The 26,647-nt window shown below is 61.6% G+C and carries 20 protein-coding genes; 14 read left to right on the plus strand and 6 right to left on the minus strand.

Going from position 1 to position 26,647, the window contains the following annotated elements; all coding sequences use genetic code 11:
* Positions 1–9: 9 nt before the first annotated feature.
* Complete coding sequence (locus ACOYXH_RS07505) at positions 10–441, minus strand: helix-turn-helix domain-containing protein (RefSeq protein WP_095124796.1); 432 nt, start codon at positions 439–441, stop codon at positions 10–12.
* 210 nt (positions 442–651) lie between these two features.
* Here ACOYXH_RS07505 and ACOYXH_RS07510 point away from each other — a divergent pair, with 210 nt between their 5' ends.
* From ACOYXH_RS07510 to ycaC, 6 genes are all read left to right on the plus strand, one after another.
* The gene (locus ACOYXH_RS07510; RefSeq protein ID WP_095047593.1) at positions 652–1,575 is read left to right on the plus strand and encodes a LysR family transcriptional regulator; all 924 of its coding nucleotides are present in this window, start codon (positions 652–654) and stop codon (positions 1,573–1,575) included.
* Positions 1,576–1,686: 111 nt separating this feature from the next.
* Positions 1,687–3,432 carry a hypothetical protein gene (locus ACOYXH_RS07515; protein ID WP_220558516.1) on the plus strand — a complete coding sequence of 582 codons (1,746 nt, stop codon included), beginning with the start codon at positions 1,687–1,689 and terminating at the stop codon, positions 3,430–3,432.
* Positions 3,433–3,550: 118 nt separating this feature from the next.
* The gene (locus tag ACOYXH_RS07520; protein ID WP_095124794.1) at positions 3,551–3,967 is read left to right on the plus strand and encodes a DoxX family protein; all 417 of its coding nucleotides are present in this window, start codon (positions 3,551–3,553) and stop codon (positions 3,965–3,967) included.
* Entirely contained in the window at positions 3,960–4,586 is a 627-nt protein-coding gene (locus tag ACOYXH_RS07525) for an antibiotic biosynthesis monooxygenase (RefSeq protein WP_095124793.1), read from the plus strand. Before ACOYXH_RS07520 ends, ACOYXH_RS07525 begins: the two co-directional genes overlap by 8 nt.
* 43 nt (positions 4,587–4,629) lie before the next feature.
* Complete coding sequence (locus ACOYXH_RS07530) at positions 4,630–6,468, plus strand: amidohydrolase (protein WP_258709546.1); 1,839 nt, start codon at positions 4,630–4,632, stop codon at positions 6,466–6,468.
* Between the two features lie 70 nt (positions 6,469–6,538).
* Positions 6,539–7,162 carry an isochorismate family cysteine hydrolase YcaC gene (gene ycaC / locus ACOYXH_RS07535; protein ID WP_007913541.1) on the plus strand — a complete coding sequence of 208 codons (624 nt, stop codon included), beginning with the start codon at positions 6,539–6,541 and terminating at the stop codon, positions 7,160–7,162.
* A gap of 318 nt (positions 7,163–7,480) precedes the next feature.
* Here the strand turns inward: ycaC and ACOYXH_RS07540 are convergent, their stop codons facing one another.
* Together ACOYXH_RS07540 and ACOYXH_RS07545 are read right to left on the minus strand one after the other, a co-directional pair.
* On the minus strand, positions 7,481–8,908 hold the full coding sequence (locus ACOYXH_RS07540) for a mechanosensitive ion channel family protein (protein ID WP_258709547.1): 1,428 nt from the start codon (positions 8,906–8,908) through the stop codon (positions 7,481–7,483).
* A 108-nt stretch (positions 8,909–9,016) separates the two neighbouring features.
* Positions 9,017–10,039 (minus strand): alpha/beta hydrolase, encoded by a 1,023-nt coding sequence (locus ACOYXH_RS07545; RefSeq protein WP_258709548.1) that lies wholly within the window; start codon positions 10,037–10,039, stop codon positions 9,017–9,019.
* A 161-nt stretch (positions 10,040–10,200) separates the two neighbouring features.
* On the opposite strand from ACOYXH_RS07545, the gene ACOYXH_RS07550 reads away from it, so the two are divergent.
* Positions 10,201–11,100 (plus strand): LysR family transcriptional regulator, encoded by a 900-nt coding sequence (locus ACOYXH_RS07550; RefSeq protein ID WP_064392600.1) that lies wholly within the window; start codon positions 10,201–10,203, stop codon positions 11,098–11,100.
* Positions 11,101–11,381: 281 nt separating this feature from the next.
* Here the strand turns inward: ACOYXH_RS07550 and ACOYXH_RS07555 are convergent, their stop codons facing one another.
* The 3 genes from ACOYXH_RS07555 to gspG all read right to left on the minus strand — a co-directional run bounded on the left by ACOYXH_RS07555 (position 11,382) and on the right by gspG (position 13,614).
* On the minus strand, positions 11,382–11,909 hold the full coding sequence (locus ACOYXH_RS07555; RefSeq protein ID WP_460410466.1) for a hypothetical protein: 528 nt from the start codon (positions 11,907–11,909) through the stop codon (positions 11,382–11,384).
* Between the two features lie 74 nt (positions 11,910–11,983).
* Positions 11,984–13,171, minus strand: coding sequence for a type II secretion system F family protein (locus tag ACOYXH_RS07560; protein WP_134174173.1), 1,188 nt, complete (start codon positions 13,169–13,171; stop codon positions 11,984–11,986).
* A gap of 14 nt (positions 13,172–13,185) precedes the next feature.
* A complete protein-coding gene (gspG, locus tag ACOYXH_RS07565; protein WP_134174171.1) occupies positions 13,186–13,614 on the minus strand; it encodes a type II secretion system major pseudopilin GspG in 429 nt (142 codons plus the stop codon).
* Positions 13,615–13,820: 206 nt separating this feature from the next.
* Here gspG and ACOYXH_RS07570 point away from each other — a divergent pair, with 206 nt between their 5' ends.
* From ACOYXH_RS07570 to ACOYXH_RS07600, 7 genes are all read left to right on the plus strand, one after another.
* Positions 13,821–14,429, plus strand: a complete 609-nt coding sequence (locus ACOYXH_RS07570) for a lytic transglycosylase domain-containing protein (RefSeq protein ID WP_095124787.1) — start codon at positions 13,821–13,823, stop codon at positions 14,427–14,429.
* Positions 14,430–14,630: 201 nt separating this feature from the next.
* Positions 14,631–20,465 carry a manganese-oxidizing multicopper oxidase MnxG gene (mnxG, locus tag ACOYXH_RS07575; RefSeq protein WP_460410467.1) on the plus strand — a complete coding sequence of 1,945 codons (5,835 nt, stop codon included), beginning with the start codon at positions 14,631–14,633 and terminating at the stop codon, positions 20,463–20,465.
* A gap of 606 nt (positions 20,466–21,071) precedes the next feature.
* Positions 21,072–22,994: a YncE family protein gene (locus tag ACOYXH_RS07580; protein ID WP_460410468.1), complete on the plus strand. Its 1,923-nt coding sequence runs from the start codon at positions 21,072–21,074 to the stop codon at positions 22,992–22,994.
* 14 nt (positions 22,995–23,008) lie between these two features.
* Positions 23,009–23,659 carry an SCO family protein gene (locus ACOYXH_RS07585; RefSeq protein ID WP_460410469.1) on the plus strand — a complete coding sequence of 217 codons (651 nt, stop codon included), beginning with the start codon at positions 23,009–23,011 and terminating at the stop codon, positions 23,657–23,659.
* Entirely contained in the window at positions 23,656–24,276 is a 621-nt protein-coding gene (locus ACOYXH_RS07590; RefSeq protein WP_150794792.1) for an SCO family protein, read from the plus strand. Before ACOYXH_RS07585 ends, ACOYXH_RS07590 begins: the two co-directional genes overlap by 4 nt.
* A gap of 9 nt (positions 24,277–24,285) precedes the next feature.
* The gene (locus tag ACOYXH_RS07595; protein ID WP_460410470.1) at positions 24,286–25,836 is read left to right on the plus strand and encodes an ABC transporter substrate-binding protein; all 1,551 of its coding nucleotides are present in this window, start codon (positions 24,286–24,288) and stop codon (positions 25,834–25,836) included.
* A gap of 15 nt (positions 25,837–25,851) precedes the next feature.
* Positions 25,852–26,613: a peptidylprolyl isomerase gene (locus ACOYXH_RS07600; protein ID WP_460410471.1), complete on the plus strand. Its 762-nt coding sequence runs from the start codon at positions 25,852–25,854 to the stop codon at positions 26,611–26,613.
* Positions 26,614–26,647 lie beyond the last annotated feature (34 nt).

Consider the following 26,647-nt stretch of genomic DNA (forward strand, 5'->3'; position numbering starts at 1 on the left):
GGGCCGCGATCAAAACATGGCGGGTTGTGAACGCTGGGCTTTGGGTTCACGCATGATCTGGCAGCGCCAGGCAAACGGATTAATGCCCTCGCTGCGGGTAAACATATGGCAGAAATGCGCCTGATCGCAGAACCCGCATTCCAGGCTGATTTGCGTCAGGCTCAGGTCGGTGTGCTGGATCAGCAGCTTGGCTCGCGCGAGGCGCTGGGTGCGAATCCAGTCCTGCGGCGATAACCCGGTACTGCATTTGAAGGCGCGGGAAAAATGGCTGCGTGACAGTGAACAGGCGCGGGCCAGTTCGGTCACTTCCAGGCTTTCGCCCAGACGTTCTAGGATCAGTTGTTTGACCTGTCGTTCGCGCTGCGGACTGAGTCCGCCGATCCCGGTCTTGCGTGGTTCGTTGGCAGGGGCGAGGGCGACGCTGTGCTGTAAGTGAGCCATGGCCAAAGTCCGTGTCGATGGGGAATGCACGTCGGCGCATCCCCTCAGGTCAAAAAAACAACGCTGCGCAGAGGGTTTCATTGTTGGCCGAGGGCGGGCGGCTGACGAGTTAATCGTTGTTAATTCCATGCTGGAGTTGCGCCCACAGTCCGGTTCATCGCGTAAAGTGCGTAGCACTTGCGTCTGGCTGGCTATAAGGAATCCGTGCCCATGAACCGTAACGATCTGCGTCGCGTCGACATGAACCTGCTGGTGATTTTCGAAGCGCTGATGTTCGAAAAGAACCTGACCCGCGTCGCCGAAAAGCTGTTCATGGGGCAACCGGCCGTCAGCGCCGCGTTGGGGCGTTTGCGCGATCTGTTCGACGATCCGTTACTGCTGCGCAATGGTCGCGGCATGGAGCCGACCGCGCGGGCACTGGCGATTCTCAAAGAGCTGCAACCGGCGATGGACGTCATCTCTGGTGCGGTCAGCCGGGCCAAGGAGTTCGAACCGGCGAGCAGTTGCGACGTGTTCCGCATCGGTTTGTCGGACGACGCCGAGTTCGGCCTGTTTCCACCGCTGCTGCGCCAGCTTCAGCAAGAGGCGCCGGGGATTGTCGTGGTCGTGCGCCGCGCCAATTACTTGTTGATGCCGGCACTGTTGGCCTCTGGAGAAATCTCCGTCGGTGTCAGTTACACCACGGAGTTGCCGGCCAACGCCAAGCGCAAAAAACTGCGCGACATTCCCTGCAAAGTCCTGCGCGGCGACGACCGTCCGGGGCCGCTGTCCCTCGACGAATACTGCGAGCGCCCGCATGCAATGGTGTCGTTCTCCGGCGACCTGAGCGGCAACATCGACATGGACCTGGCCAAGGTCGGCCGTACCCGCCGCGTGGTCTTGGGCGTGCCGCAATTCAGCGGCCTGCGCGCCTTGCTTGCCGGCACCGAGATGATCGCCACCGTGCCGGATTACGCCGCGTGTGCGCTGGTTGAGGGCTGTGCGCTGCGTGCTGAAGACCCGCCGTTCCCGATTGATGCTGCGCAATTGTCGATGGCATGGAGTGGGGTGCATGACAACGATCCGGCGGAAAAATGGTTGAGATCACGGATCAGCCAGTTCATGGCGGCGCCGCTGGATATTCCCGTGATGTGAGCGTCCGTTCGTCTGAAAAATAGCCAGACCTGTTAGTTCTGACAGTGGCGCATCTCCGTGTTCCGATGTCTGATTGGCCCATGCCGAAGGGTAGCCAAAAAGGACGTGAACATGGACGCGCTAATACCTGCGCTGAACAACAGCAGTCTGCCTCCGCTCTCCATCAAAGAAAGTCGCCCTGACGGCTTGTTGGATCCAGAGGCCGCTCGGTACAACCTGACGGTAGAAATCGACTTCGACTGGCAGGCAGAAGACAGTCTCACGATCACGTGGGCGGGTACGCCAGGTTCTGGATCCTACACATCACCGCGTATACCGATCGGCCGATTTGCACGACCTTTCCAGACCCATATTGACAACCTCTTGGTGGCTTTCAACTTCGAGCAAACCGTCATCGTCACCTACACGGTTTACCGTGGCACTGAACCGCCTGTAGCTTCACAGCCATTGCCGCTTTACATCACACGCATCAATCAATTGAATCTGCCTCGTCCATTTATCCGACAGGCCGACAACGACGGTCAGGGAAGTGAGCTGAATGTCAGTAACCTTTCCGAGTTCACCTTGCGAATCAATGCGTGGTTACTGGGCAGGCGCGGCAATCCCTTCTGGCTGAAGCTCAAAGGCATCCATGCCGATGGCAGTGATTTCGAGGCGTCGTACTGGCAAGCGCCGGACAATGTGGTCGATGACGAATTCAACCGCTTCGGTTTCTTCGAACAGAACTTCCCTGCTGCACCACTGCAACGTCTGCATGATCGCAGCGTGCTGTCGCTGAGCTTCATGGCCGGGCTGCAAGGCAGTCAGGATGCATCCCTTGCGCAGCCATTTGCACATCGGAACTACATCGTACTGACAAGCGCCCCCAGTGGGCCGAGGATATCGTCAGTCACCGATCTTGATGGAGACATACTCGATGGCGCGGACACCCGATACACCACTGTCACGCTGAGCGGCAGTGCTAGCGACACAGTGGCTGTGTTCGATGGCCCGACCAGGCTCGACACGGCCGATGTTGTTGACGGTATCTGGCAGTACGTCGCGGCTGACCTGACCGGTGGATCGCATGAGTTTACGGTGAGGTTGGCGGATGGCAGCGGAAGCGCCTCAAATGCAAGGCGAATCAACGTCGTGACGCAAAACCTGCCGGTGAGGATTGCCGAGGCTCCCGATAACCTCAACCTCGATCCGCTTAGCGCTGTCACAACCCTGACTGCTTTGGTGGATCTCGACGTGCAGCCCAGCGATATGGTTTCAGTGACGGTGAAAGCTGCTGATGGCACTCCTCCCGCAGGTTCGCACACCACCACGCCGGTTGCGGCCGGCACCACAAGGCCGATCAGAATCAGTTTGCCCGTATCGTTGGTGCCATTCAGCATTGGAAAAATAATGGAGGTGACGGTTACCTGGACCCGAGGCACTTCCGCGCTGGAGACCTCGCAACCTCTGCGTCTCAACGTGTTGCCGATTACGCTGAATCGACTCGCGGCTCCGGTGATCACTCAGGCCAACGGCACTGACATTCTCGATCTGAAAGATGTCCAGTCCGGCGCGAGTCTGATGTTTGGAATATGGCCGCATATTTCTATGGGACAACGAATCTGGCTTTTTTTGGAGGGGGAGAGAAACACCGGCGCACACAATCTGCAGATGTGGGTGGGCACCACTAACATGGTGCATCGGGCCTGGGTGACGAACAGTGGTTACACCGCGCTTGTTTCGGCCAATTATCTACGGCTGCTGAAGGATGGCAGTAAGCTGATCATTCGGTTCCGCGTCAATCTGGATCAGGTTGCAAATTTTGATACGGCAACGGTATTTCAGACACAGGAGTACACAATCCGAGCAGTGCCTTGAAATCAAAACCTCAGCCAGTGTCATCGTGTAACAGTCGTCGCAACTGAGCACATCCGTGCAATTTCCCCCCACCCGTCATTGGCATGATTCAGGCCAATGACATTTCAAGGGTGGGGTCATGAACGCTTCGCAACGAGAAGAACGGTCGCGGGACCTCGGTTTGCTGTTCCTGCGGGTTAGCGGCGGGTTGTTTCTGCTGTGGGTGCACGGCTTGCCCAAGCTGCTGGACTTCACCGCGCAACTGCAACTGATCGAAGACCCGTTCCACCTTGGATCGCACCTCACCTTGATCCTGGCGATCTTCGCCGAAGTCCTCTGTCCACTACTGATCGTCGCCGGGTTACTGGCGCGATTGGCCTGCGTGCCTATTCTCTTTGTGCTGCTGGTGGCGCTGTTGGTCGTGCATCCGCAATGGAGTGTGGCTGAAGGGCAGTTCGGCTGGTTGCTGTTGATCCTGTTTACCACTGTGTTGATCGCCGGGCCGGGTCGGCTGGTGATTCCTGTTCGTTTGCCCGGAGTGCTGCGTTATGCCTGAAGTCCTCAACCCACAAACGCCGGGGGCCGATGAGACGGTCACGTTGATCATCAAACACCGGGTCAAGGCCGGTTTCGAGTCAGCGTATGAGGCCTGGCTGCGCAATATCGTCCGCGTCGCGAGCCAGCGTGAAGGCCATTTGGGCGTGGACGTGGTGCGCGGCAAGCGCGGGCGTCTCGATTTTTACACTTGCGTGCTGCGTTTCAGCTCTACCGAAGCGATGCAGGGGTGGCTGGAGTCGCCGCAGCGTCAGGCACTGGTCGCCGAAGCGGCGCCGATGCTGGCTGACGGCGATCAGACTGAAGTCGCGCCGATCAAGGAATTCTGGTTTACACCACTGGCCGATGCCGCTTCGCCGCCGCCGCGCTGGAAGCAAGCGGTCGTCACGCTGCTGGTGATTCTGCCGCACACCTTGCTCGTGCCGCTGATCTGGGGGCCGCTGCTGGCGCTGCATCCGCTTCTTTCCAACTACGTGGTCGCCACGTTCCTGATCACCCTGACCATCGTTCTGTCGGTGGTGTACGTGGTGATGCCACCGGTCACCCGCTTGTTTACGCCGTGGCTCGAAGCCAGCCAGGCCCATGAACACCTCGATTCCCAAGAGACCTCGCCACGCTGAGCGCGCGGGGTTTGCTCCTTTTCACTTTGCTTGAGGAACTGCGATGAGCGCCGATCTGATTCTCTTCAATGGCCAATTTCATACCGTCGACCGCACCAAACCGCTGGCCAGTGCCGTGGCGATCACCGACGGCCGCTTCGTGGTCGTTGGCAACGACAACCAAGCCATGGCCCTGCGTGGGCCGAACACGCAAGTGGTCGACATGCACGGTCGCTGCGTCATTCCGGGTCTCAACGACTCGCACTTGCACCTGATCCGTGGCGGTTTGAACTACAACCTCGAACTGCGCTGGGAAGGCGTGCCGTCGTTGGCCGACGCCCTGCGCATGCTCAAGGATCAGGCCGACCGCACGCCGACCCCGCAATGGGTGCGCGTAGTCGGTGGCTGGAACGAATTCCAGTTCGCCGAAAAACGCATGCCGACCCTCGAAGAAATCAATCAGGCTGCGCCGGACACCCCGGTGTTCATCCTGCACCTGTACGACCGCGCGCTGCTCAACCGCGCCGCGCTGCGTGTGGCCGGTTACACCCGCGACACGCCGAACCCGCCGGGTGGCGAGATCGTTCGCGATGCCAACGGCAATCCGACCGGCATGCTGGTCGCGCGGCCTAACGCGATGATCCTCTACTCGACGCTGGCCAAGGGGCCGAAGCTGCCACTGGAGTATCAGGTCAACTCGACCCGCCAGTTCATGCGCGAACTCAATCGCCTCGGCCTGACCAGCGCGATCGATGCCGGCGGTGGTTTCCAGAACTACCCGGACGATTATCAGGTGATCGAGCAACTGGCCAAAGACGACCAGTTGACCGTGCGCATCGCCTACAACCTGTTCACCCAGAAGCCGAAAGAAGAGCTGAGCGATTTCCAGAACTGGACCGGCAGCGTCAAGTTACATCAGGGCGACGACTTCCTGCGCCACAACGGCGCCGGGGAAATGCTGGTGTTCTCGGCAGCCGATTTCGAAGACTTCCTCGAACCGCGCCCCGATCTGCCGCAAACCATGGAAGAAGAGCTGGAGCCAGTGGTGCGCCACTTGGTCGAGCAGCGCTGGCCGTTCCGTTTGCACGCGACTTACAACGAATCGATCAGTCGCATGCTCGACGTGTTCGAGAAGGTCAATCGTGACATCCCGTTCAACGGTTTGCCGTGGTTCTTCGACCACGCCGAAACCATTACCCCGCAGAACATTGAACGGGTGAAAGCGCTGGGCGGCGGCATCGCGATTCAGGATCGCATGGCGTTCCAGGGCGAATACTTTGTCGACCGTTACGGCAAACAAGCCGCCGAAGCGACGCCACCGATCAAACGCATGCTCGCCGAAGGCGTACCGGTCGGCGCCGGCACCGACGCCACGCGGGTGTCCAGCTACAACCCGTGGACTTCGCTGTACTGGATGGTCAGCGGTCGCACCGTCGGCGGTCTGGCCTTGTACGAAGAAGGTTTGCCACGCACCACCGCACTGGAACTGTTCACCCATGGCAGTGCCTGGTTCTCCTCGGAGCAGGGCAAGAAGGGCCAGATCAAGGTCGGGCAACTGGCGGATCTGGCGGCGCTGAGCGCGGACTTCTTCCATGTCGAAGAAGAAGCGATCAAGTGGATCGAGTCGGTACTGACCGTGGTCGGCGGCAAGATCGTTTACGCCGCCGGCGACTTCGAAGACCTCGGCCCGCGCTCGATTCCGGTGCTGCCGGACTGGTCGCCGGTGGTGAAAGTCCCGGGCCACTGGCGGCAAAATTCGCCGTTGCAGGCGCAGGTTCATCAGTGCAGCGGGCCGTGTGCGGTGCACACCCACAGCCATGAAAAGGCGCGGATGTCGAACGCACCGGTCAGCGACTTCGCCGGTTTCTGGGGCGCGTTCGGCTGTTCCTGCTTCGCTTTCTGATTTCCCCTGAAGCGCCGGCCATCCGGTCGGCGCTCAACGCTTCATCCATCCGTCCATCAGGAGTTTTCCCATGAGCGTTCCTTACACACGTCTGAACAAAGATGATGCGGTTGTATTGCTGGTCGATCACCAGACCGGTCTGATCTCGCTGGTCCAGGATTTCACTCCGAACGAATTCAAGAACAACGTGCTGGCGCTGGGCGACATCGCCAAGTTCTTCAAGCTGCCGACCATCCTCACCACCAGTTTTGACGCAGGTCCCAATGGTCCGATCGTGCCTGAATTGCGCGAGCAGTTTCCGGATGCGCCGTTCATTCAGCGCCCGGGGCAGATCAATGCGTGGGACAACGAAGATTTCGTCAAAGCGATCAAGGCAACCGGTCGCAAGCAACTGATCATCGCCGGTGTGGTGACTGACGTTTGCGTGGCGTTCCCGACCTTGTCGGCGATTGCTGAAGGCTACGAAGTGTTTGTGGTGACCGACTCGTCCGGCACTTTCAACACCACCGTGCAACAAGCGGCGTGGGCGCGGATGTCGGCAGCGGGTGCCCACTTGCTGAACTGGTTCTCGGTGGCGTGCGAGCTGCAGGGTGACTGGCGCAACGATATGGAAGGTCTGGCGCATCTGCTGTCGGAGCGTCTGCCTAACTATCGCAACCTGATCAATAGCTATACCAAGTTCACTGCCAAGTAATCGGCTGATCCTGAAAAGCCCCTCACCCTAGCCCTCTCCCGGAGGGAGAGGGGACTGACCGAGGGGTTCTTTCGAGGTACGCCGACGTGCGATACCGAGCCGAACTTCAGTTTTGAACAGCTTGAAGATCGGCTCCCTTTCCCTTCGAGGTCTTGGGGAGAGGGGCTGACCGAGGGATATTTTTCGGGATATGCACCGACGGGAATCGAGTCGAACTCCGTACTTGAAGCAAACGGAGATCGGCTCCCTTTCCCCCTCGCCCCCCTGGGGGAGAGGGCTGGGGTGAGGGGGGAGGCTTTTGATCTTGATCCTGTCGCTTCAACGCTTCTGCAACCAAGCGAGAAACCCACCTTTCCTCACCGCCACCGGTTTGCCCATCAACGCGAGGCGACTGTTCTGCTGCCGCACCGCCTGCAATTTATTCAACGCCCGACCCACTTCCGTGCGCTGCTCCATGCACTCACGAGTCAGGCTCTTGTCGAGCCGATAAATGATGCTCGACGTCAACGCCGTGAACGTCGCCTGCGACGGTGTATCCGCCAGAATGCTCTGTTCACCCATGACCTCGCTCGGCCCCATCCGCCCGGCCTCAACCTTGCTGTCGCCGTCCGCCACGGTCGCACTGACCACCCCGGTGGCAATCACAAACAGACTGTCCGGCACCTCATCCAGATCCAGCACCACTTGGCCCGCCGTATACTGCTGCGCGACCATCGATTCCGCCAGCCGATCACGCTCTTCACTGCTCAGCGAGCGGAAGATTTTCACCTCATCGAGCAGCGCTCGGGCACGGGTCGACGGCTCAATCACACCGTCCGGATGCCGCGAAATACCTGCTGCTTCGAGATGCCGATGGGCGAGGTCGAACAATTGATTGCGCACTTCGCTTTTCTTGCCAAGCTCGGCGATGAAACCGCTGGCGACGTATTCCGACATGGTTTCACCGGCCTCTTTCAGCACGGCTTTCGGCGCTGGCGTCAGCAACAGAGAACTGCTGCCCTGCAAGGTGCGATCAAGCGCATCCAATACCCGGCGCGGGCGAATGTGATTCGGCACCTGAATGCTGATCGACACGCCATGCATGTTGTTCGGGCGGCTGAGGTTGACGATTTTCGCCTTGGCCGCCACCGAGTTCGGCACCACGGCCATGGTCCCGGCGCTGGTCAGCAGGTGCGTGGCGCGCCAGTCGATGTCGAAGACTTTGCCTTCGACGCCGTCGATCACCACGAAATCATCCACCTGATACGGCTTGGTGGTGTTGAGCACGATCCCGGAAAACACATCGGCCAAGGTGCTTTGCAGCGCCAGACCGACAACGATGGCGACCACGCCGGAGGTTGCCAGCAAGCCTTTTACCGGCAGCTCCAGCACATAACCGGCCGCGGCAACGGTGGCGACCAGAAAGACCAATGCGCCAATCACGTCTTGCAGCAAACGGCCGCTGTGGCCGATGCGGCGCATCAGCGCCAGGCCGATGACTTCGGTCAGCACCCGCGCAGCGTACAGCCACCAGAGAATCCCCAACGCCGTCGCACCCAGTTGCGCCACGCGGTCATCGGTGAATTGTGGTGCTTGCAACGGACTGACGCCGGCGTTGATCACCAGCGCCGTGAACGCCAGGAACAGCACCAGGCGCACACCGACTCTCGGGGCGCGATGGGTGAAGGGCGAGAAGTGCCAGAGCACCGCGTCGAGCAGCAGCAAAGCGGCGCTGAAGGACAGCAGGTGGGTGTAGAAAAAGGTCATGGCCGGTGCTCCGCAGTGTCTGCCAATAAAAAGATCGCAGCCTGCGGCAGCTCCTACAGAAAATTGCATTCCAAAGTAGGAGCTGCCGCAGGCTGCGATCTTTTGCTGTTAAGGATTCAGATGAGTCTTCAGCTCAGCCGCCGCCTGACGCACTGCCGCTTTCACTTCCGGAATCTGACTCAGCGGATTAAGCAAACCGAAGTCATGAATCATCCCGTTGTAGCGCACCGAGGTCACCGCTACACCGGCCGCATCCAGGTGCCGCGCATAGCCTTCACCTTCGTCACGCAGTACGTCGAACTCGGCGGTCTGCACCAATGCGGCTGGCAAGCCCTTGAGCTGTTCGGCGCTGGCATTCAGCGGCGAGGCATGGATCTGCGCACGCTCGGCCGGGTTGGTGGTGTAGTTGTCCCAGAACCACTGCATCATGCCTTTGGTGAGGAAGTGACCCTCGGCGAATTGCTGGTACGAACCGTCGTCGAACTGTGCGTTGGTCACCGGCCACATCAGCAGCTGGAAGCGCAGCGCCGGGGCTTTTTGTTCCTTGGCCATCAACGCCACAACCGCCGCCATGTTGCCGCCGACGCTGTTGCCCGCTACTGCCAGGCGCTTGCCGTCGACACCGATCTCCTTGCCGTGCTCAGCCACCCATTTCGTCGCGGCGTAGGCCTGGTTGATCGCGGTCGGGTACTGCGCTTCCGGCGACGGCGTGTAGTCGACGTACACCGCGACGGCGTCCGAGCCCACCACCAAGTCGCGAATCAGGCGCTGGTGCGTCGGGTAATCGCCAAGCACCCAGCCGCCACCGTGGAAGAACATGAACACCGGCAACTCGCCTTTGACCTTGGCTGGCCGCACCACTTTCAGGTTGATGGTCTGGCCATCGGCCTTGATCGCCTTGTCGCTGACTTCAATACCCGACAGATCCACTTTTACCGAAGCCTGCGCACCGGTCAGCACCGCACGGGCGTCTTTCGGGCTCAGTTGCTCCAGCGGTTTGCCACCACCAGCGGCGAGGGCGTTGAGGAAGGCCTGGGTGTTGTGTTCGACACCGCTGCTTTCGGCGGCGAAGGCGTTGCCGATGGACAGGGCGAGGAGGGACGCGGTGAGGGTTTTCTTGACGAGGTTCATGGTGGAAATCCTTTTGAATGTTCTTGAATTTTTATGCCTGGGTTGCGGGCTGCTGTGGCGCTGGGCTTCAGGCCTCAGCAACACCGTGAGCACAGATTAATGAGCTGCTTGAAAGTGAAAAAGCGGCTATAAAGCGTTTAACTGTCTACCAGAGAGTGACAATGAACCCGTTCGAAGACATGCGTATTTTTTGCCAAGTCATGGACTCCGGCAGCTTCACGTCGGCGGCTGATCAATTGGGCCTGTCCAAGCAGTTCGTCAGCCGGCGCTTGATGCAGTTGGAGGAGCGTCTCGGCGTACGCTTGTTGAACCGCTCGACGCGGCGTCTGGATGTCACGCCGCTGGGGCAGAGTTATTACGAATCGGCGTTGCGCCTGCTCGGTGAAGTCGAACAGGTGGAGCAGGGCATCGCCGGGCAGACTGCCGAGCCGCGCGGGACGATTCGCTTGAGTGCGCCGCTGTCGTTTGCCGTGGCGCATCTGGGTTGCCTGCTGCCGATGTTTTTGCAGCGCTATCGCGAGGTCACGGTGGAGGTCGATCTGAGTGATCGGCCGGTGGATTTGCTCGGCGAGGGTTACGACTTGGCGTTGCGCATTGGCGTGCTCGAAGACTCGACGCTGATTGCCCGGCGCATCGCCTCCATCGAACGGGTGTACTGCGCCAGCCCGGCGTATCTGGCTGAACGTGGCACGCCCCTCGAGCCGGAAGACCTGCATAGCCATGACTGTTTGCCGTACGGGCATAGTCGTTCGGTGCAGTGGCGCTTCAACGCGGGGCAGGGCAAGCCGTTGTTGGTCAATGTCACCGGGCGCATGCGCGTTAACAACGGCGAGTTGCTCAGGGATGCGGCGGTGCAGGGGATGGGCATTACTTATCTGCCGACGTTCATTGTCGGCGCGGCGTTGAAAGACGGCCGGTTGGTGCCGGTGCTGGATGATTTGCGCCCGGAACCGCTGACACTTTCAGCCGTTTACCCACAGCATCGCCAGGCCTCAAGGCCGGTTCAGGCGCTGGTCGAGTTCTTGCGCGAACGCCTGAACGAGAGCCACGTCGCCCTCTGAGCCTTACAGTAGATTTTCAATCCCTGCAAAACCCTTGTGGTAGCGAGCCTGCTCGCGAAAGCGGTGTGTCAGTCAAAACAATATTGGCTGACCCCCAGCCTTCGCGAGCAGGCTCGCTCCCACAGTTGATGGTGGTTGTCTGCTGATTGTTTGCACACCAAAAAACCCTGTGGGAGCTGGCTTGCCAGCGATGGCGGTGTGTCAGGCAATACAGCGTTGCCTGATCGGGCCTCATCGCTGGCAAGCCAGCTCCCACAAGGGTTGCGGTGTTTCAGGATGGATCAGTTGGCGCGCTTGTCATCGCCCGGCTCGCCGCCGACATGTACGCCACGATCATCCCCCGGTTCGCCAGCTGCATGCAGGCCCCGGTCGTCACCGACTTCACCCGCGCGATGGACGCCATGGTCGTCGCCGACTTCGCCTGCCCGGTGCACGCCGCGGTCATCGCCTGGTTCGGCGTGGGTGCCGTTGCGTCCTGAGGAGGCGGAGTTGCCGGCGTGTCCGGAGCCCTGGCCGCCGCCGCTGTGACCACTGCCGCCGTCACCGTGGCCACTTCCGCCATTGCCACTGCCGCCGTGTCCACCACCATTGCCGCCACCGCCACTTCCGCCGCCTCCACTACCACCATGCCCGCCGCCATTGCCGCCACCCCCTCCGCCATGTCCACCGCCGCCACTCCCTCCACCACCACTGCCACCTTCCTTGGCCTGAACACTGGAAATGCCGGAAAGGCTATCCGGAATCAGCACGATGGACGCCGACAGAACTGCGCCGATGGCCATTGCGAGCACGAGCTTTTGAATGTGCATATCGTTCTCCGTGTTTGTGGTTTTGTTGGGAACGTAAAAGTGCGTTGTTGCCGGGACCGGACCCGTTCCCGAGGTCAGTGAATACTCGACGCCAGTTCGAAAATCGGGATGTACATCAGGATCACGATGACCCCGATCAGCAGGCCGATGAAGGTCATCAGCAGCGGTTCGAACAACTTCACGAACCATTCGAGCCAGCGGCTGATTTCCTCGTCATAGAAGTCGGCGCTGCGTTCCATCATCTGCCCAAGGTTGCCGGACTGCTCGCCCGCGCGCAGCAGGCGCAAGGACACCGGGGTCACCAGGTGATTGAGTTCCAGCGCGGTGGACAAAGACTGCCCCTCGCGTACCCGCTCGCAGGCCTGGTCGAGCCGCACCCGTGAAGCCACGGTGAGCAAACCGCGCACCATGCCCATGGCGGTCACCAGCGGAATCCCGCCCTGCAGCAAGATTCCCAATGAGCGATAAAACCGCGCCAGTTCATACATGAAAATCCGCTGATGCACGGCCGGCAGTTTCTCCACCAGCCGATCCAGCCCACGGCGAAACGCCGGTTGCTTTTGCAGCACGGCGAGGGCGATGACAATTGCTGCCAATGCACCGAAGAATTCCGCCTGATGCGCATGCAAAAACATGCCGCTACTCATCAACACCTGCGACAGCCACGGCAGGTTATTGCCCAAGCCTTCAAACACCAGACTGAAGCGCGGCACCACATAGCCCATCAAAAACAGCACCACGCCACCGCCGACTATCAGCAACAGCATCGGGTAGATCGAGGCGCTGATGATCTTCTGGCGCACCTCGTCCATGCGCTGGCGATAACTGACGTAGCGCCCCAGCGCATCGCCGACCGCGCCGGTCTTTTCGCTGGATTGCACCAGCGCCACGTACAGCGGCGGGAACACCGCCGACAACTGGCCCAACGCCTGCGAGAAGGATTTGCCCTCATAAAGCAGGCGCACCAGTTCACTCAAGGTTTTCCGGGCAGCGGGGGCGGTTTCTTTTTCGGCGAGGCTTTCCAGCGCATCGATCAACGGCAGGCCGGCGTTGAGCAAAGTGGTCAGTTCCTGGCTGAACAACACCAGATTGAAGGTCTCGCGCTGGCGCAGTTTCAGCGAACGCCAATGCTTGTCGGCGTGCGAACTGAGCACACGCAGACCTTGATCCTCGGCAATGCGCCGCGCCTCGCTGTCACCCGGCGCCTCCACACTCAAGGACACCACGCCCGCCTTGCCGACCGCTTTTACATGAAATCGCATGGGCCGCGCTCCGCTCACTGCCAGTTGGTTACTTCAGCGTTTTCGCCTTCGCCACCGGGCTGGCCGTCCTTGCCCATCGACAGCAGGTCGTACTCGCTGTTTTCGCCGGGATAGCGGTAAGCGTAATTACGCCCCCACGGATCCTGCGGCAGTTTTTTCTGCAAGTACGGGCCGGTCCATTTCGCCTCGTCACTCGGCGCGATCACCAAGGCTTGCAAGCCCTGTTCGGTGGACGGGTAGTGGCCGACTTCCAGTCGATACAAATCCAGTGCCTTGCTCAGCCCTTCGATTTGCGCCTTGGCCACTTTCACTTCGGAGCGACCGAGTTGGGCGAAGTATTTCGGCGCGACGATCCCGGCCAACAGGCCGAGCACCACCAGCACCACGAGCAATTCGAGCAGGGTAAAACCGCGTTGGCCACGCGGACGAAATTGCAGCTTCATGATGACCTCCCGTGAGTGGCAGCCGTGTCGCCAGAAGGGCTTATGCAATTGCCATGCACAGCCCCCACTGAAAATCACCTGATTGGCTGAAGCCCTTGTGATCCGGGCATCTCAAGAGTCGGCACAGTGCTTGCGTATGGCTCAAACGTGATCGGCCATTGGGGCATTTCCCCCAATTTATCGGGGTCGATCCGGGGAGGCCCGACATGAAATTCCTTGCCAGCGGATTGCTCGGTTGTGTGCTGCTCAGCGGCGCCGCGCAAGCCGATGTGTTCATCTCCGTGGACGCCAAGGGCAGCTATGTACTGTCCAACGTTCACCGGCCCGGACGCACTTACGAACGGGTGGTCCGCGAGGCTGAAATGCCTGTGGCCAGCCTCGATCAGCAGCCGCAAATGATCGCCAACCAGCCCTACGCGGAACTGGTCTCAGCGGCGGCCAAGGTCAATCAATTACCCGAGGCGCTGCTGCATGCAGTGATCAACGCCGAGTCTCGCTACAACCCCGGAGCCACTTCACCCAAAGGTGCGGGCGGGCTCATGCAGTTGATGCCCGACACCGCACGGGAGCTGGGCGTCACTGACGTCTACGACCCCAAGGCCAACATCCAGGGTGGGGCCAAATACCTCAAGCGCCTGATGACCCTGTTCGACAACGACATTGCCCTCGCCGTGGCGGCTTACAACGCAGGTCCCGACGCGGTGCTCAGCCGTGGTCGAGTGATTCCGCCGTTCGCCGAAACCCAGCGTTATGTACCGAATGTGTTGCGTCAGTACCGGCGTTTGCAGGGCCTGGCGATGGACGCGCCGTTGTGACCCCCAACCCGGTTTTCCCCACTTTCGGGGTAAACCGTGGAGGCCCGAAAAGTGGGGAAAACGGGTGGGGAATATCCCCCGGATTCTCAAGTGGCCGCAGTAACTGATTGAACGCTAATGCAATTTTTTGTGGCACGCGGATTGCTCCGAGGCATTTGTCGAGAAGTGTTCCCACGAGCACCCACTACGAGGTTCCTGATCATGGCTGGCTTTCCTCACGCTCCGTCCCTGATTAACTGGCTGCTGATTCTGGCCTCGATGCTCAGCGTCGAACTGGCCGGCGCGGCCGTGCGTTGCGAGCGCAACCTGGTGGCCAACGTCGTCGCCTTCGATCAACCGCTGATGTTCAACCGCCTCGGTGCACAGAACATCAACGGCATGATGTTCGCCCTGCGCCGCGATGTGGTCGATGAACATGAGCAGTCGCTGGCTTACGGTGGCGCCGCAGTGCCGGGCAAAGTCTCGCTGCGCCCGGACAAGCGCCCACGGCCATTGGTGTTACGCGTGGCGGCCGGCGATTGCCTGACGATCAATCTGCAGAACCTGCTCGACTATCAGGCCAACCCGAACAAGCACTTTGAAAACGAGGGCGAAGAGGAGGGGGCCGAGAACACCAACGGCGCCGAAGACTTCAAAGTCGATGAGCAGGTGGCGGATCGTCACGTCGGCTTCCAGGTCAACGGCCTGCAAGCGGTGAACAGCATCGATGACATTTCTTCGTTCACCGGGCGTAACGCCAACACCCTGGTGCCACCCGGCGCGAGCCGTTCCTATACCTTGTTCGCCGAACGTGAAGGCGCGTTTGCCGTGAGCAGCCGTGGCGCAACGTTTGGCGGCGAGGGCGCGGCCGGCAACGTCGCCAATGGCTTGTTCGGCCAGGTCGTCGTCCTGCCCAAGGGTGGCCGCAGCTATCGCAATACCCTCACCGAAGAAGAAATGCGCCTGGCCACTACGGGCCGCGCACCCACCGGTCAACCGATCGTCGACTACCAGGCGCGCTACCCGCAGCGCGAACCGTGGTTGCGCGAAGGCAAGGCCGGAACGCCGATCATCAACATGGTCGACGGCAGTGAAATCATCTCCAGCGAAAGCGATGCGATTGTCATGGGCAGCAACGCCGACGGCAGCTTCCCATCCAGCACCTATCCGCTGGAATCGGTCGGCAAACGCAACCCGGCAATCCCCAACCGCCTCGAAGCGTTCCGTGATTTTGCCTCGCAATTCCAGGATGAAACCGCCGCCACTCAAGCATTCCCGGCGTACTGGGCTGATCCGGTGATGGCCCATGTGCTGGAGCCGACCCGCGACTCGTTCATGATCAACTATGGCTCCGGCGGCATGGGTGCCGAAGTGGTCGCCAACCGCTTGGGCGTGGGGCCGATGCACGACTGTCTGTCGTGTGCCTATGAAGAATTCTTCCTCAGCTCGCACACCGTCGGCGATGTGGCGATGCTGGTGGATGTGCCGGCCAACACCGGGCTTGAGAACATCGCCCCCGGCCAGATACCGCGCGCCGATCAGATCGGCGTGAAAGCCACCATGGCCCTGTATCCGTCGGAGCCGTCGAACGTCAACCACAGCTACATCGGTGACTTCGTCAAATTCCGCAACACCCACAATGGCCACGAGCAGCACATCTTCCACCTGCACGGCCATCAGTGGCTGTTCAACCCCAACGACGACAACTCCGATTACGTCGACGCCCAGGGCATCGGCCCGGGCGCCGGTTATACCTATGAAATCGCCAACGGTGGTTCGGGCAACCGCAACCGCGTGGCTGGTGATGCGATCTATCACTGCCATTTCTATCCACACTTCGCTCAGGGCATGTGGGCCATGTGGCGGGTGCACGATGTGTTCGAAGAAGGCACCCGCCTCGATGTTTCGCAGCAGGGCGCCGATGGCTATCACAGCGAACCGTTTGCCTTGCGCAGCGGTAAACCCGCCGCCGGAGCACGCGCCTTGCCGGACGGCGAAATCATTGCCGGCACACCGATACCGGCGATTGTGCCGCTGCCGGGCAAAGCCATGGCGCCGATGCCGGGTAAAGTCGTGGTCGTGCCGAAAATCGGTGAAACCCTGGTCGCCGGCAATGATGACGACGAGGATGAAGAAGAGGGCGATGACGACGGCGAGCACCATGGCGGCAACGCTGGCGGTCAAGCCATCGGCTCACTGGCGCTGGTCGATCGCAGCGAAGCCAATCGCAATGCCGACGGCAGCCTGAAAAACCCTGGCTATCCGTTCTGGATCGGCGGCATGGAAAGCTCGGTCGGCCAACGTCCGCCAACGCCGCCGCTGGACATGCTCGACGCCGCCACCGCGCAATCGCTCAAGGCCAGCGGCAAAGCGCTGTGGGCCAACCTTGATCCCGCGCAGTCCGGCGGTTGGGATGGCGGCTTGCAACGGCACGCACTCGACGGCGTCGCGGCCGGTGGCGAGGCGCATACCGTGACCACCTCGCTGGATTTCTCCAAGGAAGTCACCCGCGCCAAACCGATTTACCTGCCGGAAGAAGGCACCGAAGTCGAACAGGCCGCGATGGCTTTCCACGCGAAAAAAGACCATCCAAGCTATGCCTTGCTGCCCGGCAATCAAGTGGTGGCCAAGGCGTTCCGTACCAACGGCGCCTTGCCAATGGCCGGTGCGCCGTACTACGAGCCGTGCATGGACGATCGGCAAAAACGCCTGACCGCCAGCGCCGGTAGCGGTGAATTCGCCAGCGGTGAGCGCATCGACGGCATGTCCTTTGTCGGCGCCTCGAGCTTCACCGCCGACCGCCCACGCATTTACAAAGCCGCGAACATCCAGTTCGACGCGGTGTACAACAAGGTCGGTTATCACTTCCCGCAGGCGCGCATTCTCGCGCTGTGGGAAGACGCCTGGCCGGTGATCACCAAGCAACGTCCACCAGAGCCGCTGGTGATGCGCATGAATACCTTCGATTGCGTGCAATACCAGCAAACCAACCTGGTGCCGGCCACCTATGAGATGGACGACTATCAGGTGCGCACGCCAACCGACGTGATCGGCCAGCACATCCACTTGCCGAAGTGGGACCTGACCTCGGCGGACGGCTCGTCCAACGGCTGGAACTACGAGGATGGCGTGCTCTCGCCCGGCGCCGTGCAGGAGCGCATTCACGCGATTCGCGAATTCAATCAGTGCGCCGGCACCGATCCACGTGACGGCACCCAGGCCTGCCCGAAAGCCAAGAACCATCCGTTCTTCGGCCAATACGGGCGCGCCGATTGGCTCGGTGCGCGCACGGCGATGCAGCGCTGGTTCGTCGATCCGGTGGTCAATGCAAAAGGCGTCGATCGCGGCCTCGGCACGATCTTCACCCACGACCACTTAGGCCCATCGACGCACCAGCAGATTGGTCTGTACGCAACCGTTCTTGCAGAGCCGGCCGGTTCCACCTGGTTCCACGCCGAAACCGGCGAGCCTTTGTACAGCGGGGCGCGTCAGGATGGCGGCCCGACCTCGTGGCAAGCGGTGATCAACACCGGCGACCTCGATGGCGACGGCAAGAACGACAGCTTCCGCGAGTTCTTCCTCGAGTACAGCGACTTCCAGCACGCCTATGAAGCTGGCGTCTATGTCGGTGCCGGTCCCAACGGTGTGCCGAATGCGCAGGCGTTCCCGGCCACCGCCGACAGCTTCCGCTACGCAATCAACCCGCCAGTGCGCAACAACGCCAGCAACTTGCTTGAAGGTGTACTGGAAGTGCAGGGCGGTCAGGTACCGGGCTGCCCGAGCCGGCCATGCCCGCAGGCGATTTCGGTGGATGATCCGGGCATGTTCGTCGTCAACTATCGCAACGAGCCGCTGGCCCTGCGTGTGTACGACCCGAACAAGGTCGGCCCGGACGGCAAGCGTGGCATGCAGGCCGACGGCCTCGGCGGCGATCTGTCGTTCGCCATGCAAAGCCGTACCGACCGGGCGATCCCGGCGATGAACCTGGCGCCGAATCTGCTCACCTCGGCGACCGGCCCCACCGGCGGCACCACGCTGTTCCCGCCGCACATCAACAAGGGCGGCGCCGAACCAGGCGATCCGTTCACACCGATGCTGCGCACCTATACCGGCGACAACGTGCGGCTGCGGGTGCATGCCGGCGGCCATGAAGAAGAGCACAACGTCACCCTGCACGGTGTGAAATGGCTGCAGAGCGGTTCCGGTTTTGGCAACAGCTCCAACTCCGGCTGGCGTGCGTCGCAGATGATCGGCATCTCCGAGCAGATGGGCTTCATTGCGCCAGTGTCGATGCTGTCCAGTTCGGCGGCGACCACGGGTGATTATCTGTACTCGATGGACGCTTCGATCGAAGGCTACTGGAGCGGTATCTGGGGCGTGATGCGCAACTACACCGCCAAACGCGCCGACCTGTTCGCCATCCCGAGCAACCCGAGCCCGGCGGGCATGCGCAACACTGTGGCGTTCGAGGGCAGTTGCCCGCGCTATGGCGCCAACCCTAACGGCATTGGCACCCGGCCAACCGTGCAGCGCAACTATGAAGTGGTCGCGGCGCTGGCTAATGACATCCTCGGCAATACGCTGGGCCTGACCATCGGCGATCCCGAAGGGCTCGGCCAGCATGTCGGCGGACCGCTGAATCCGGCGGGCGGCACCCTGGTGCTGAACTCGCGCACGGTGAGCATTCCACAAGTCACCGTGACCGATCCGGAGGATGGCGAAACCATCACCATCGGCGGGCAGAGCGGGCCGCTGCATGACCCGACCGCGATCCTCTATGTGCGTAAATCCGATCTCGATCCGCTCAGCGGCAAGCTGAAACCCGGCATCCCGGTCGAACCGCTGGTGTTGCGTGCGGCGGCAGGGGACTGCATCAACATCACTCTGGAAAACCGTTTGCCGAGCGTCATGCCTGACCTGACCCAGACTGCGGTGATGCAGGGCATGGTCAAACGTGATCGCAACAGCGGCCTGGGTTCGACTACGTTCAGCAATAACCTGATGCGGCCGTCCAGCCACGTCGGTCTGCACGCGCAATTGCTGGCCTATGACATCACCAAATCCGACGGCGCCAACGTCGGCGCCAACCCGATCCAGACCGTGCCACCGCGTGTCGGCAACAGCGGCGCGTACCCGACCCGTACCTATCAGTACTACGCCGGGCACCTGGAGCGTGAAGGCAAACCGGTGACTCAACTGGGCCGCAGCGTCGACAACATCAACGCCACGGCGGTGGAGTTCGGCGGCTTGAACATCACCCCGGCGGACGTGATCAAGCAGCCGCAAAAAGGCCTCGGTGGTGCGATGAGCATTCTGCCGATCGGCGCGACTTGGGTTGATGATGCACGCAAGGTCAATGCCACGGTTACGGCGCCTGGGCAAACCAGCTACCGCGACTTCGCGATGGTCTGGCAAAAGGCGTTGAACACCCGTTGGGCCAATGGCCGGCCGGTGGAAGGGATTGCCGCTGAGGGCTTCGGCGTGCCGACCGATCCGCAGGACAACTCGAGCATGGCGATCAACTATAAGACCGAACCGCTGTGGTACCGCTTCGGCCTCGCCCCGGATGCGCCGTTCGGGCATGCCGACGGCGCGGGTTATGGCGACATGGTTAACGCCCACATGGCCTACAGCAATGCGCTGGTCGGCGGTGATCCGCAGACGCCGGTGTTGTATGCCAAACCGGGGCAGCCGTTGCGTACGCACATTCTGATGCCGAGCGGTGGCAGTCGTGGCACCACGTTCCAGCTCGACGGGCACGTCTGGTCGGTCAACCCGTTCCAGGCCGAGAAGAGCGATGTCGGTGGTTATCCGATGGGTTCGCCGGGCGTGGGCTCGGTGCGCTTCGGCTACAACCCGATGTCGATGTACATCGGCGCCCACGAAAGCATCCTGCCGGCCGCGCACTTCAGCTTCATGATCCCGAGCGCCGGCGGCAGTAATGCAATCCCGGGGGATTACCTGTTCCGCGACTACGGCGCCTACGGCAACACCTCCGGGTTATGGGGCTTGCTGCGCGTGACCAACGAACCGGAACCGGCACCGCAGGGGCAGTAGAAGCAGGTGCAACGACAACATGCCTGTGGATGCAAATCCTTGTGGGAGCTGGGGTGCCAGTGAGTTTGACGGGCTGGATAAAAAACCTGTGGGAGCTGGCTTGCCAGCGATGACGGCGGCGCAGGCGCAATTGATGTGACAGGAAGGACGCCATCGCTGGCAAGCCAGCTCCCACAAAGGGCCAGGTGTGGCAATGAGATTGCGGCATGAATGCAAAACCTGTGGGAGCTGGCTTGCCAGCGATGACGGCGGCGCAGGCGCAATTGATGTGACAGGAAGGACGCCATCGCTGGCAAGCCAGCTCCCACAAGGGGCCAGGGGTGCCAGTGAGATTGACGGGATGGATACAAAACCTGTGGGAGCTGGCTTGCCAGCGATGACGGCGGCACAGGCGCCATTGATGTGACAGGACGGACGCCATCGCTGGCAAGCCAGCTCCCACAGGGTCTGCGGTGGGCAGTGAGGTTGCGGGATGAATGCAAATCCCATGTAGGAGTGAGTCTGCTCGCGATTGGGGCAACTCGGTTTCGGATGGTGAGGCAGATGACGTCATCGCGAGCAGGCTCACTCCTACAGGGATGGGTTTGCAAATGAGGGGAGGGTGGTATGAACAGGATCATCAACATCATCGGTATTTGCACCCTGGCCATGGCCGGGGCGTTGTTGACGCTGAGTGAGATTGCGCTGGCGCAAACCGCTGGCGAGCAGACGCTGAACCGCGACGGTGTGGCGGTGGATTTCAATCTCAAGCCGCTGGCCGCCGACGGTAAACTGCGCGAAGGCGAATTCGCCGATGTGCAGTTCCACGTCACTGACAGCGCTTCCGGCCAGCCGTTGTCCGGGGTAGCGCCGGGCGCCTGGGTCGATCCGCAAACCCTCGCCGCCGATAAAGCCCAGGGCCGCGACCAGAGCTGCAAAGCCCGGGTCGGCGTGTTTCTCAAGTCCAACATCGGCGCGCGGCCGTTGCTCGACCTCAACAGCTATTTCCTGCTGGTGATGAACCGCGACGCCAGCATCGCCGTGGTCGATCCGTCGGTGTCAGTGGGCGGCATCACCAGCACCCTGGCGCGGATCGAACTCAAGCAACCACCGATGGATTGGGTCACCCCAAAAGACAACAAACGCGTGTTCGTCTCGATGCCGACAGCGGGCGAAGTGGCCGTTATCGACAGCGAACAATTCAAGGTTCTCGATTCGGTCAAAGCCGGCAGCCAACCGGTGCGCGTGGCGCTGCAACCGGACGAACGCCTGCTGTGGGTCGGCAACAACGCCAGCAAAGCCGAAGACTCCGGCGTAACGGTGATCGACAGCCAAAGCCTCAAACCCCTCAAACATTTACAGACCGGACGCGGCCACCACGAAATCAGCTTCAGCAAAGACAGCCGCTTCGCCTTCGTCAGCAATCGCGACGACGGCACCGCCAGCGTGATCGACATCGCCAGCCTGACCATCGTCGAGCAGATCAAGACCGGCGCCCATCCGCTGTCAGTCGCCTATTCAGCGCTGTCCGGCGCGGTGTATGTGGCCGATGGCAAGGACGGCACCGTGACCGTGATCGACGCCAGCACCCACGCCGTCCGCCGGGTGATCAAGCTGCAACAAGGCCTCGGCCCGATGGGCTTCAGCGCCGACGGCCGCTTCGGTCTTGTGCTCAACACCTTGGAAAACCGCGCCACGGTTATCGACGCCGCGACCAGCAGCGCGATCCACGACCTCGACGTCAGCGCCGAACCCTACCAAGTGGTGTTTACCCAGGCCTACGCCTACATCCGCGGACTCGCGTCACCGAAAGTCACCATGATCAACCTGTCCTCCCTCGGCGAAGGTCGCCAACCGATCAGCCAGGGCTTTGAAGCCGGCCCACAAGCGCCGCGCCTGGCGGGGGATTTGCCGCTGGCCTCAAGCCTGGCGGTGTCGCGTGACGACAACGCGGTGTTCGTGGTCAACCCGGTCGACAACACCACCTATTTCTACGCCGAAGGCATGAACGCGCCGATGTCCGGTTACCCCAACCGTGGCCAGATTGCCCGCGCCGCCATGGTTATCGACCGCAGCCTGCGCGAGGTCTCGCCGGGACTCTACAGCGCGCGGGTGAAATTGCCGGCAGCGGGGCGCTTCGACGTGGCGTTCCTGCTCAACCAGCCGAACATCATTCACTGCTTTACCGCGCAGATTGATCCTGACGGCAAACCGCAAAAACGCCTCGGCCAGCCGAAAGTCGAGTTCCTTCTCGACAAGACTGCCGTGGCGCTCAACGACCCGTACGTCGTGCGTTTCCGCATCGTGCAAGGCAAAGACAAAAGCCAGCGCAGCGGCGTGAAAGACGTGCAACTGCGCTACTACCTCGCGCCCACCTCGCATCCCCGTGAAGTGGCGGCGCTGGAAGTCGCCGACGGCGTATACGAGGCGCCAATCACCCTCGACCGCAGCGGCGCCTGGTATCTGCATGTGCGCGCGGCGTCGCTGGGTGCCGGTTTCGATGACAAGACCTTTGCCAGTGTTCGGGTCACCCCCGGCCAGGCCCGTTGAAGAGGAGTTTCGACATGAACCGATTTGCATCCAGTGGCCTGCTGACCCTGTGCCTGTTGAGCCTCGGCGTTCAACACGCCAATGCCCATTCGGCAGACGAACACGCTGGGCACAAGGCCCCCGCCAGCAATACCCAGGAACACGCTCAGGTGAAGTTCGTCAACGTGCCGCTGCTCGACCAGAACGGCAAAACAGTGCGCCTGGAGCAGGATCTGGTGCAGGGCAAAATCGTTGTCATGAGCTTTATCTACACCAGTTGCACCACGGTGTGCCCGGTGGTCTCGTCGATCATGGGCAAGGTGCAGAAACAACTCGGCGCGCGCGTCGGCGACGAAGTGCAACTGGTGTCGATCAGCATCGACCCGCAGCGCGACGACCCGAAACGCCTGCAGGATTATGCGCGCACCTTCCAGCGCGGGCCGGGCTGGAGCTGGCTGACCGGATCGCCGCAGTCGATCAATGAAACCCTCAAGGGCCTCGGCAGTTTCAGCGGCGACCTGAAGAGTCATCAACCGCTGATCCTCGTCGGCGACGGCGACAGCCGCCACTGGATGCGCTACTACGGCTTCACTGATCCGGCGCTGCTGGCCAAGGAAGTGGAAAAACTCAGCGGCCTGCGCACCCACGCCAAACACACCGCCATCGCCATGGAGCAGCAGCCATGAGAACGCTCGACTGGATCTCCCTGACCGTGTGTTTCTGGATTCTTGGTAACGTCGCGTTCGCCCACGAAGGCCACGTCTCCGAGCCGCCAGCCGCTGTGGCTGCCGCGCCGGCCAAAGGGACCCACGACGCGAAAACCTGGTTCACCGACACGCCTTTACAGGATCAGAACGGCGACACCTTGCGCTTCTACAGCGACGCGCTGCAAAACCGCATAGTGCTGCTTAACGTGATCTTCACCAGCTGCAACGATGCCTGCCCGCTGATCACCCAAAAGCTCAAAGAGGTGCGCGAACTGCTGGGTGACAAGGCACAGGACATCACCTTCATTTCCCTTACCAGTGACCCGCTGCGCGACACGCCAGCGGTGCTCAAGGCTTACACCTTGAAGCAGGGTTCCGATGACCCTCATTGGCTTTTTCTTACCGGCGACAAGGCGCAGATGGACCTGGTATTGAGCCGCATCGGCCAGATCGTGCCGACCCCCGAGCAACACTCCACGCAGTTGATCGTCGGCGATGTCGCCAATAAACGCTGGAGCAAAATCCGCCCCGACGCCCCGGCCGCCGCCATTGCCCAGCGCTTGCAGTTGCTGACAATGCCCGTGGCTGGCCGTTGACTCCGCGCCATGAAACGCTGCCGCGTACTCGCCCTGATCCTGCTCGCTGGCGTCAGCCTTGGCGCGAGCGCTGCGCCGCTGACTGCGGAGGAAGCGGCAGGCAAGCGCCTGTACCGCCAAGGTCTTTCAGCTAGCGGCGAAGCGATCATGGCGCGGGTTGGCGCGGCGGATATGTTGCTGCCGGCAACCAGCCTGCCGTGCGCCAATTGCCACGGCGCCGACGGCCTCGGGCGACCCGAAGGCGGGGTGCGTCCGCCGCCGCTGAACTGGGCGCGACTGACCAGCACGTATGGCCAGCAACAGGTCAACGGGCGCAGCTATCCGGCCTACAGCGAAAGCACTCTGGCCATTGCCATCGAGCAGGGCCGCGACCCCGGGCACAATCGCCTCGACCCGAGCATGCCGCGCTTTGTGCTGTCGATGAAGGATCAGCGCAATCTCACCGCGTACCTCAAGCGTCTGGCCGATGAGCGCGACCCCGGCCTCGACGCCGAGACCCTGCACCTGGGCACCTTGCTGCCCAGCCAAGGCCCGTTGGCCGAGGAGGGCGCGACAGTGGCAGCGGTGCTCAATGGCAGCGTCGCGCGGATCAACCAGGCCGGTGGCATTCATGGTCGGCAGTTGCGGTTGACAGTGATCGACCCCGGCCCGGATCGCGCCAGTGCCGAACAAGCCCTGCGACAGTTGATCGAGCAGGAACAGGTGTTCGCCCTGATCGCGCCGCTGGCACCGGCCCTCGACAGTGAACTGGGGCCGCGCCTGGAACAGGCCGGCGTGCCGCTGATCGGCGCCTTGTCGTTGCTTGGGGCGGTGCAGGCCAGTCCGCAGATTTTCGAGCCGCTGCCGGGCTTGCGCGAGCAACTGATCGCCTTGGCCGATTACGCCACGGCGAGTTTGCGCGTGCTGCAAGGGCCGACCCTGATTGCCTATCCCGATGACCCTGCACAAACGCTGGCCGCGCAAAACCTCGGCCAGTATTTACAGGATCACGGCTGGCAAAAAGTCCAACTGCAAGCCTACGACCCGACGGCGGATGCGCTGCCGCTGGGTTCGCGATCGGTGTTCTATCTGGGCAGTGGCGGCGGTTTCAGTCGTCTGGCGACACGGCTGCAAAGCGCCGGGCAAGTGCCTTATCTGTTCGCCGCTTCAAGCCAGGTGGCCGGCGATCTGCTGCAAGTGCCCGACGGATTCACCCGACGGGTGTTTCTCGCCTATCCGTTCGTGCCCAGCGACTGGACCCAGACCGGGCGCATGGCCCTGACGCTGCTGCGCGAAGGCCAGGGCCTCGGCGCCCAGCATGCGGTGCTGCAAGTCGGCGCCTACGCTTCGATGTTGCTGCTCAGCGAAGGCATGAAACAGGCCGGCCGCGACGCCAGCCGCGAAAAACTGGTGACGGCGCTGGAAGGACTGCACGACTTCGACACCGGTCTGACCCCGCGCCTGAGCTTTGGCCCCGGCCGACGCCTGGGCTTGAGCGGCGCCCATGTGGTCACCGTGGATTTGCCCGATCAGCGCTTTTATCTGGTCGCACCCTATAAACCGATTGTTGCCAGCCCCTGAATGGAGGGCCCGATCATGAAGCTCACAACGCTGATAATGCTGCTGACCTGCTGGCTGCCGCTGGCGTGGGCCAACAACGAACCGGCCGTGGCGCGAGTCAACGGCGAGGAAATCTCCGGGTTTCGCTTTGAGCGTTTCTTCGCCGAATACCTGGAAGATCAGGGCCGCGCGGTGGCGAGCATTCGTAGTCCCAAGGCCTACAAACAGCTGCGTCAGGCGGCGCTGCAAGCGCTGATCGACAAAGAGTTGCTGTGGCAGGAAGCGCAAAAGCGCGGGCTGCAGATCGACGATCAAGTGGTGCTTCAGCAAGTCGAGCAGACCCGCAGTGCTATCGGCGGCACGGACAAATTCGTCCGCCGCTTGCAGGACGCCGGTTTCGACGAAGCGTCCTTCACCGAATACACCCGCCGGGAAATGGCGGCGCAGCGGATGTTTGCCGAGCTGGTCCGGGCCAATACCTTGCAGCCCCGGCACTTGCTGATCCGCGTGCCTGCACAAGCGGATGCAGCCACAGTCACCGAAGCACGTCTACGCTTGATGCAAATGCGCGCCTCGATTGTCAGCGGCGCGAGTTTTGCCAGCGATCCGCTGCGTTCACCGTTCGGCTGGCATGTGATTTATTTGCCGAACCACTTGGAGACCGCCGATGTCCCAGATTTGCAGGGGCTGGATACAGTCAGGGCACAGCTCGCCCGACAGCAACAGACCCAGGCTCGTCGCCAAGTGCTCGCGCAATTACGGGTGCAGAACAGGATCGAACGAATTGACGACGACTGAAGGTTCCCCCCCAATAGTGGGGAATGGCTTCGAT

The sequence above is a fragment of the Pseudomonas sp. Mb7 genome (assembly GCF_054790525.1).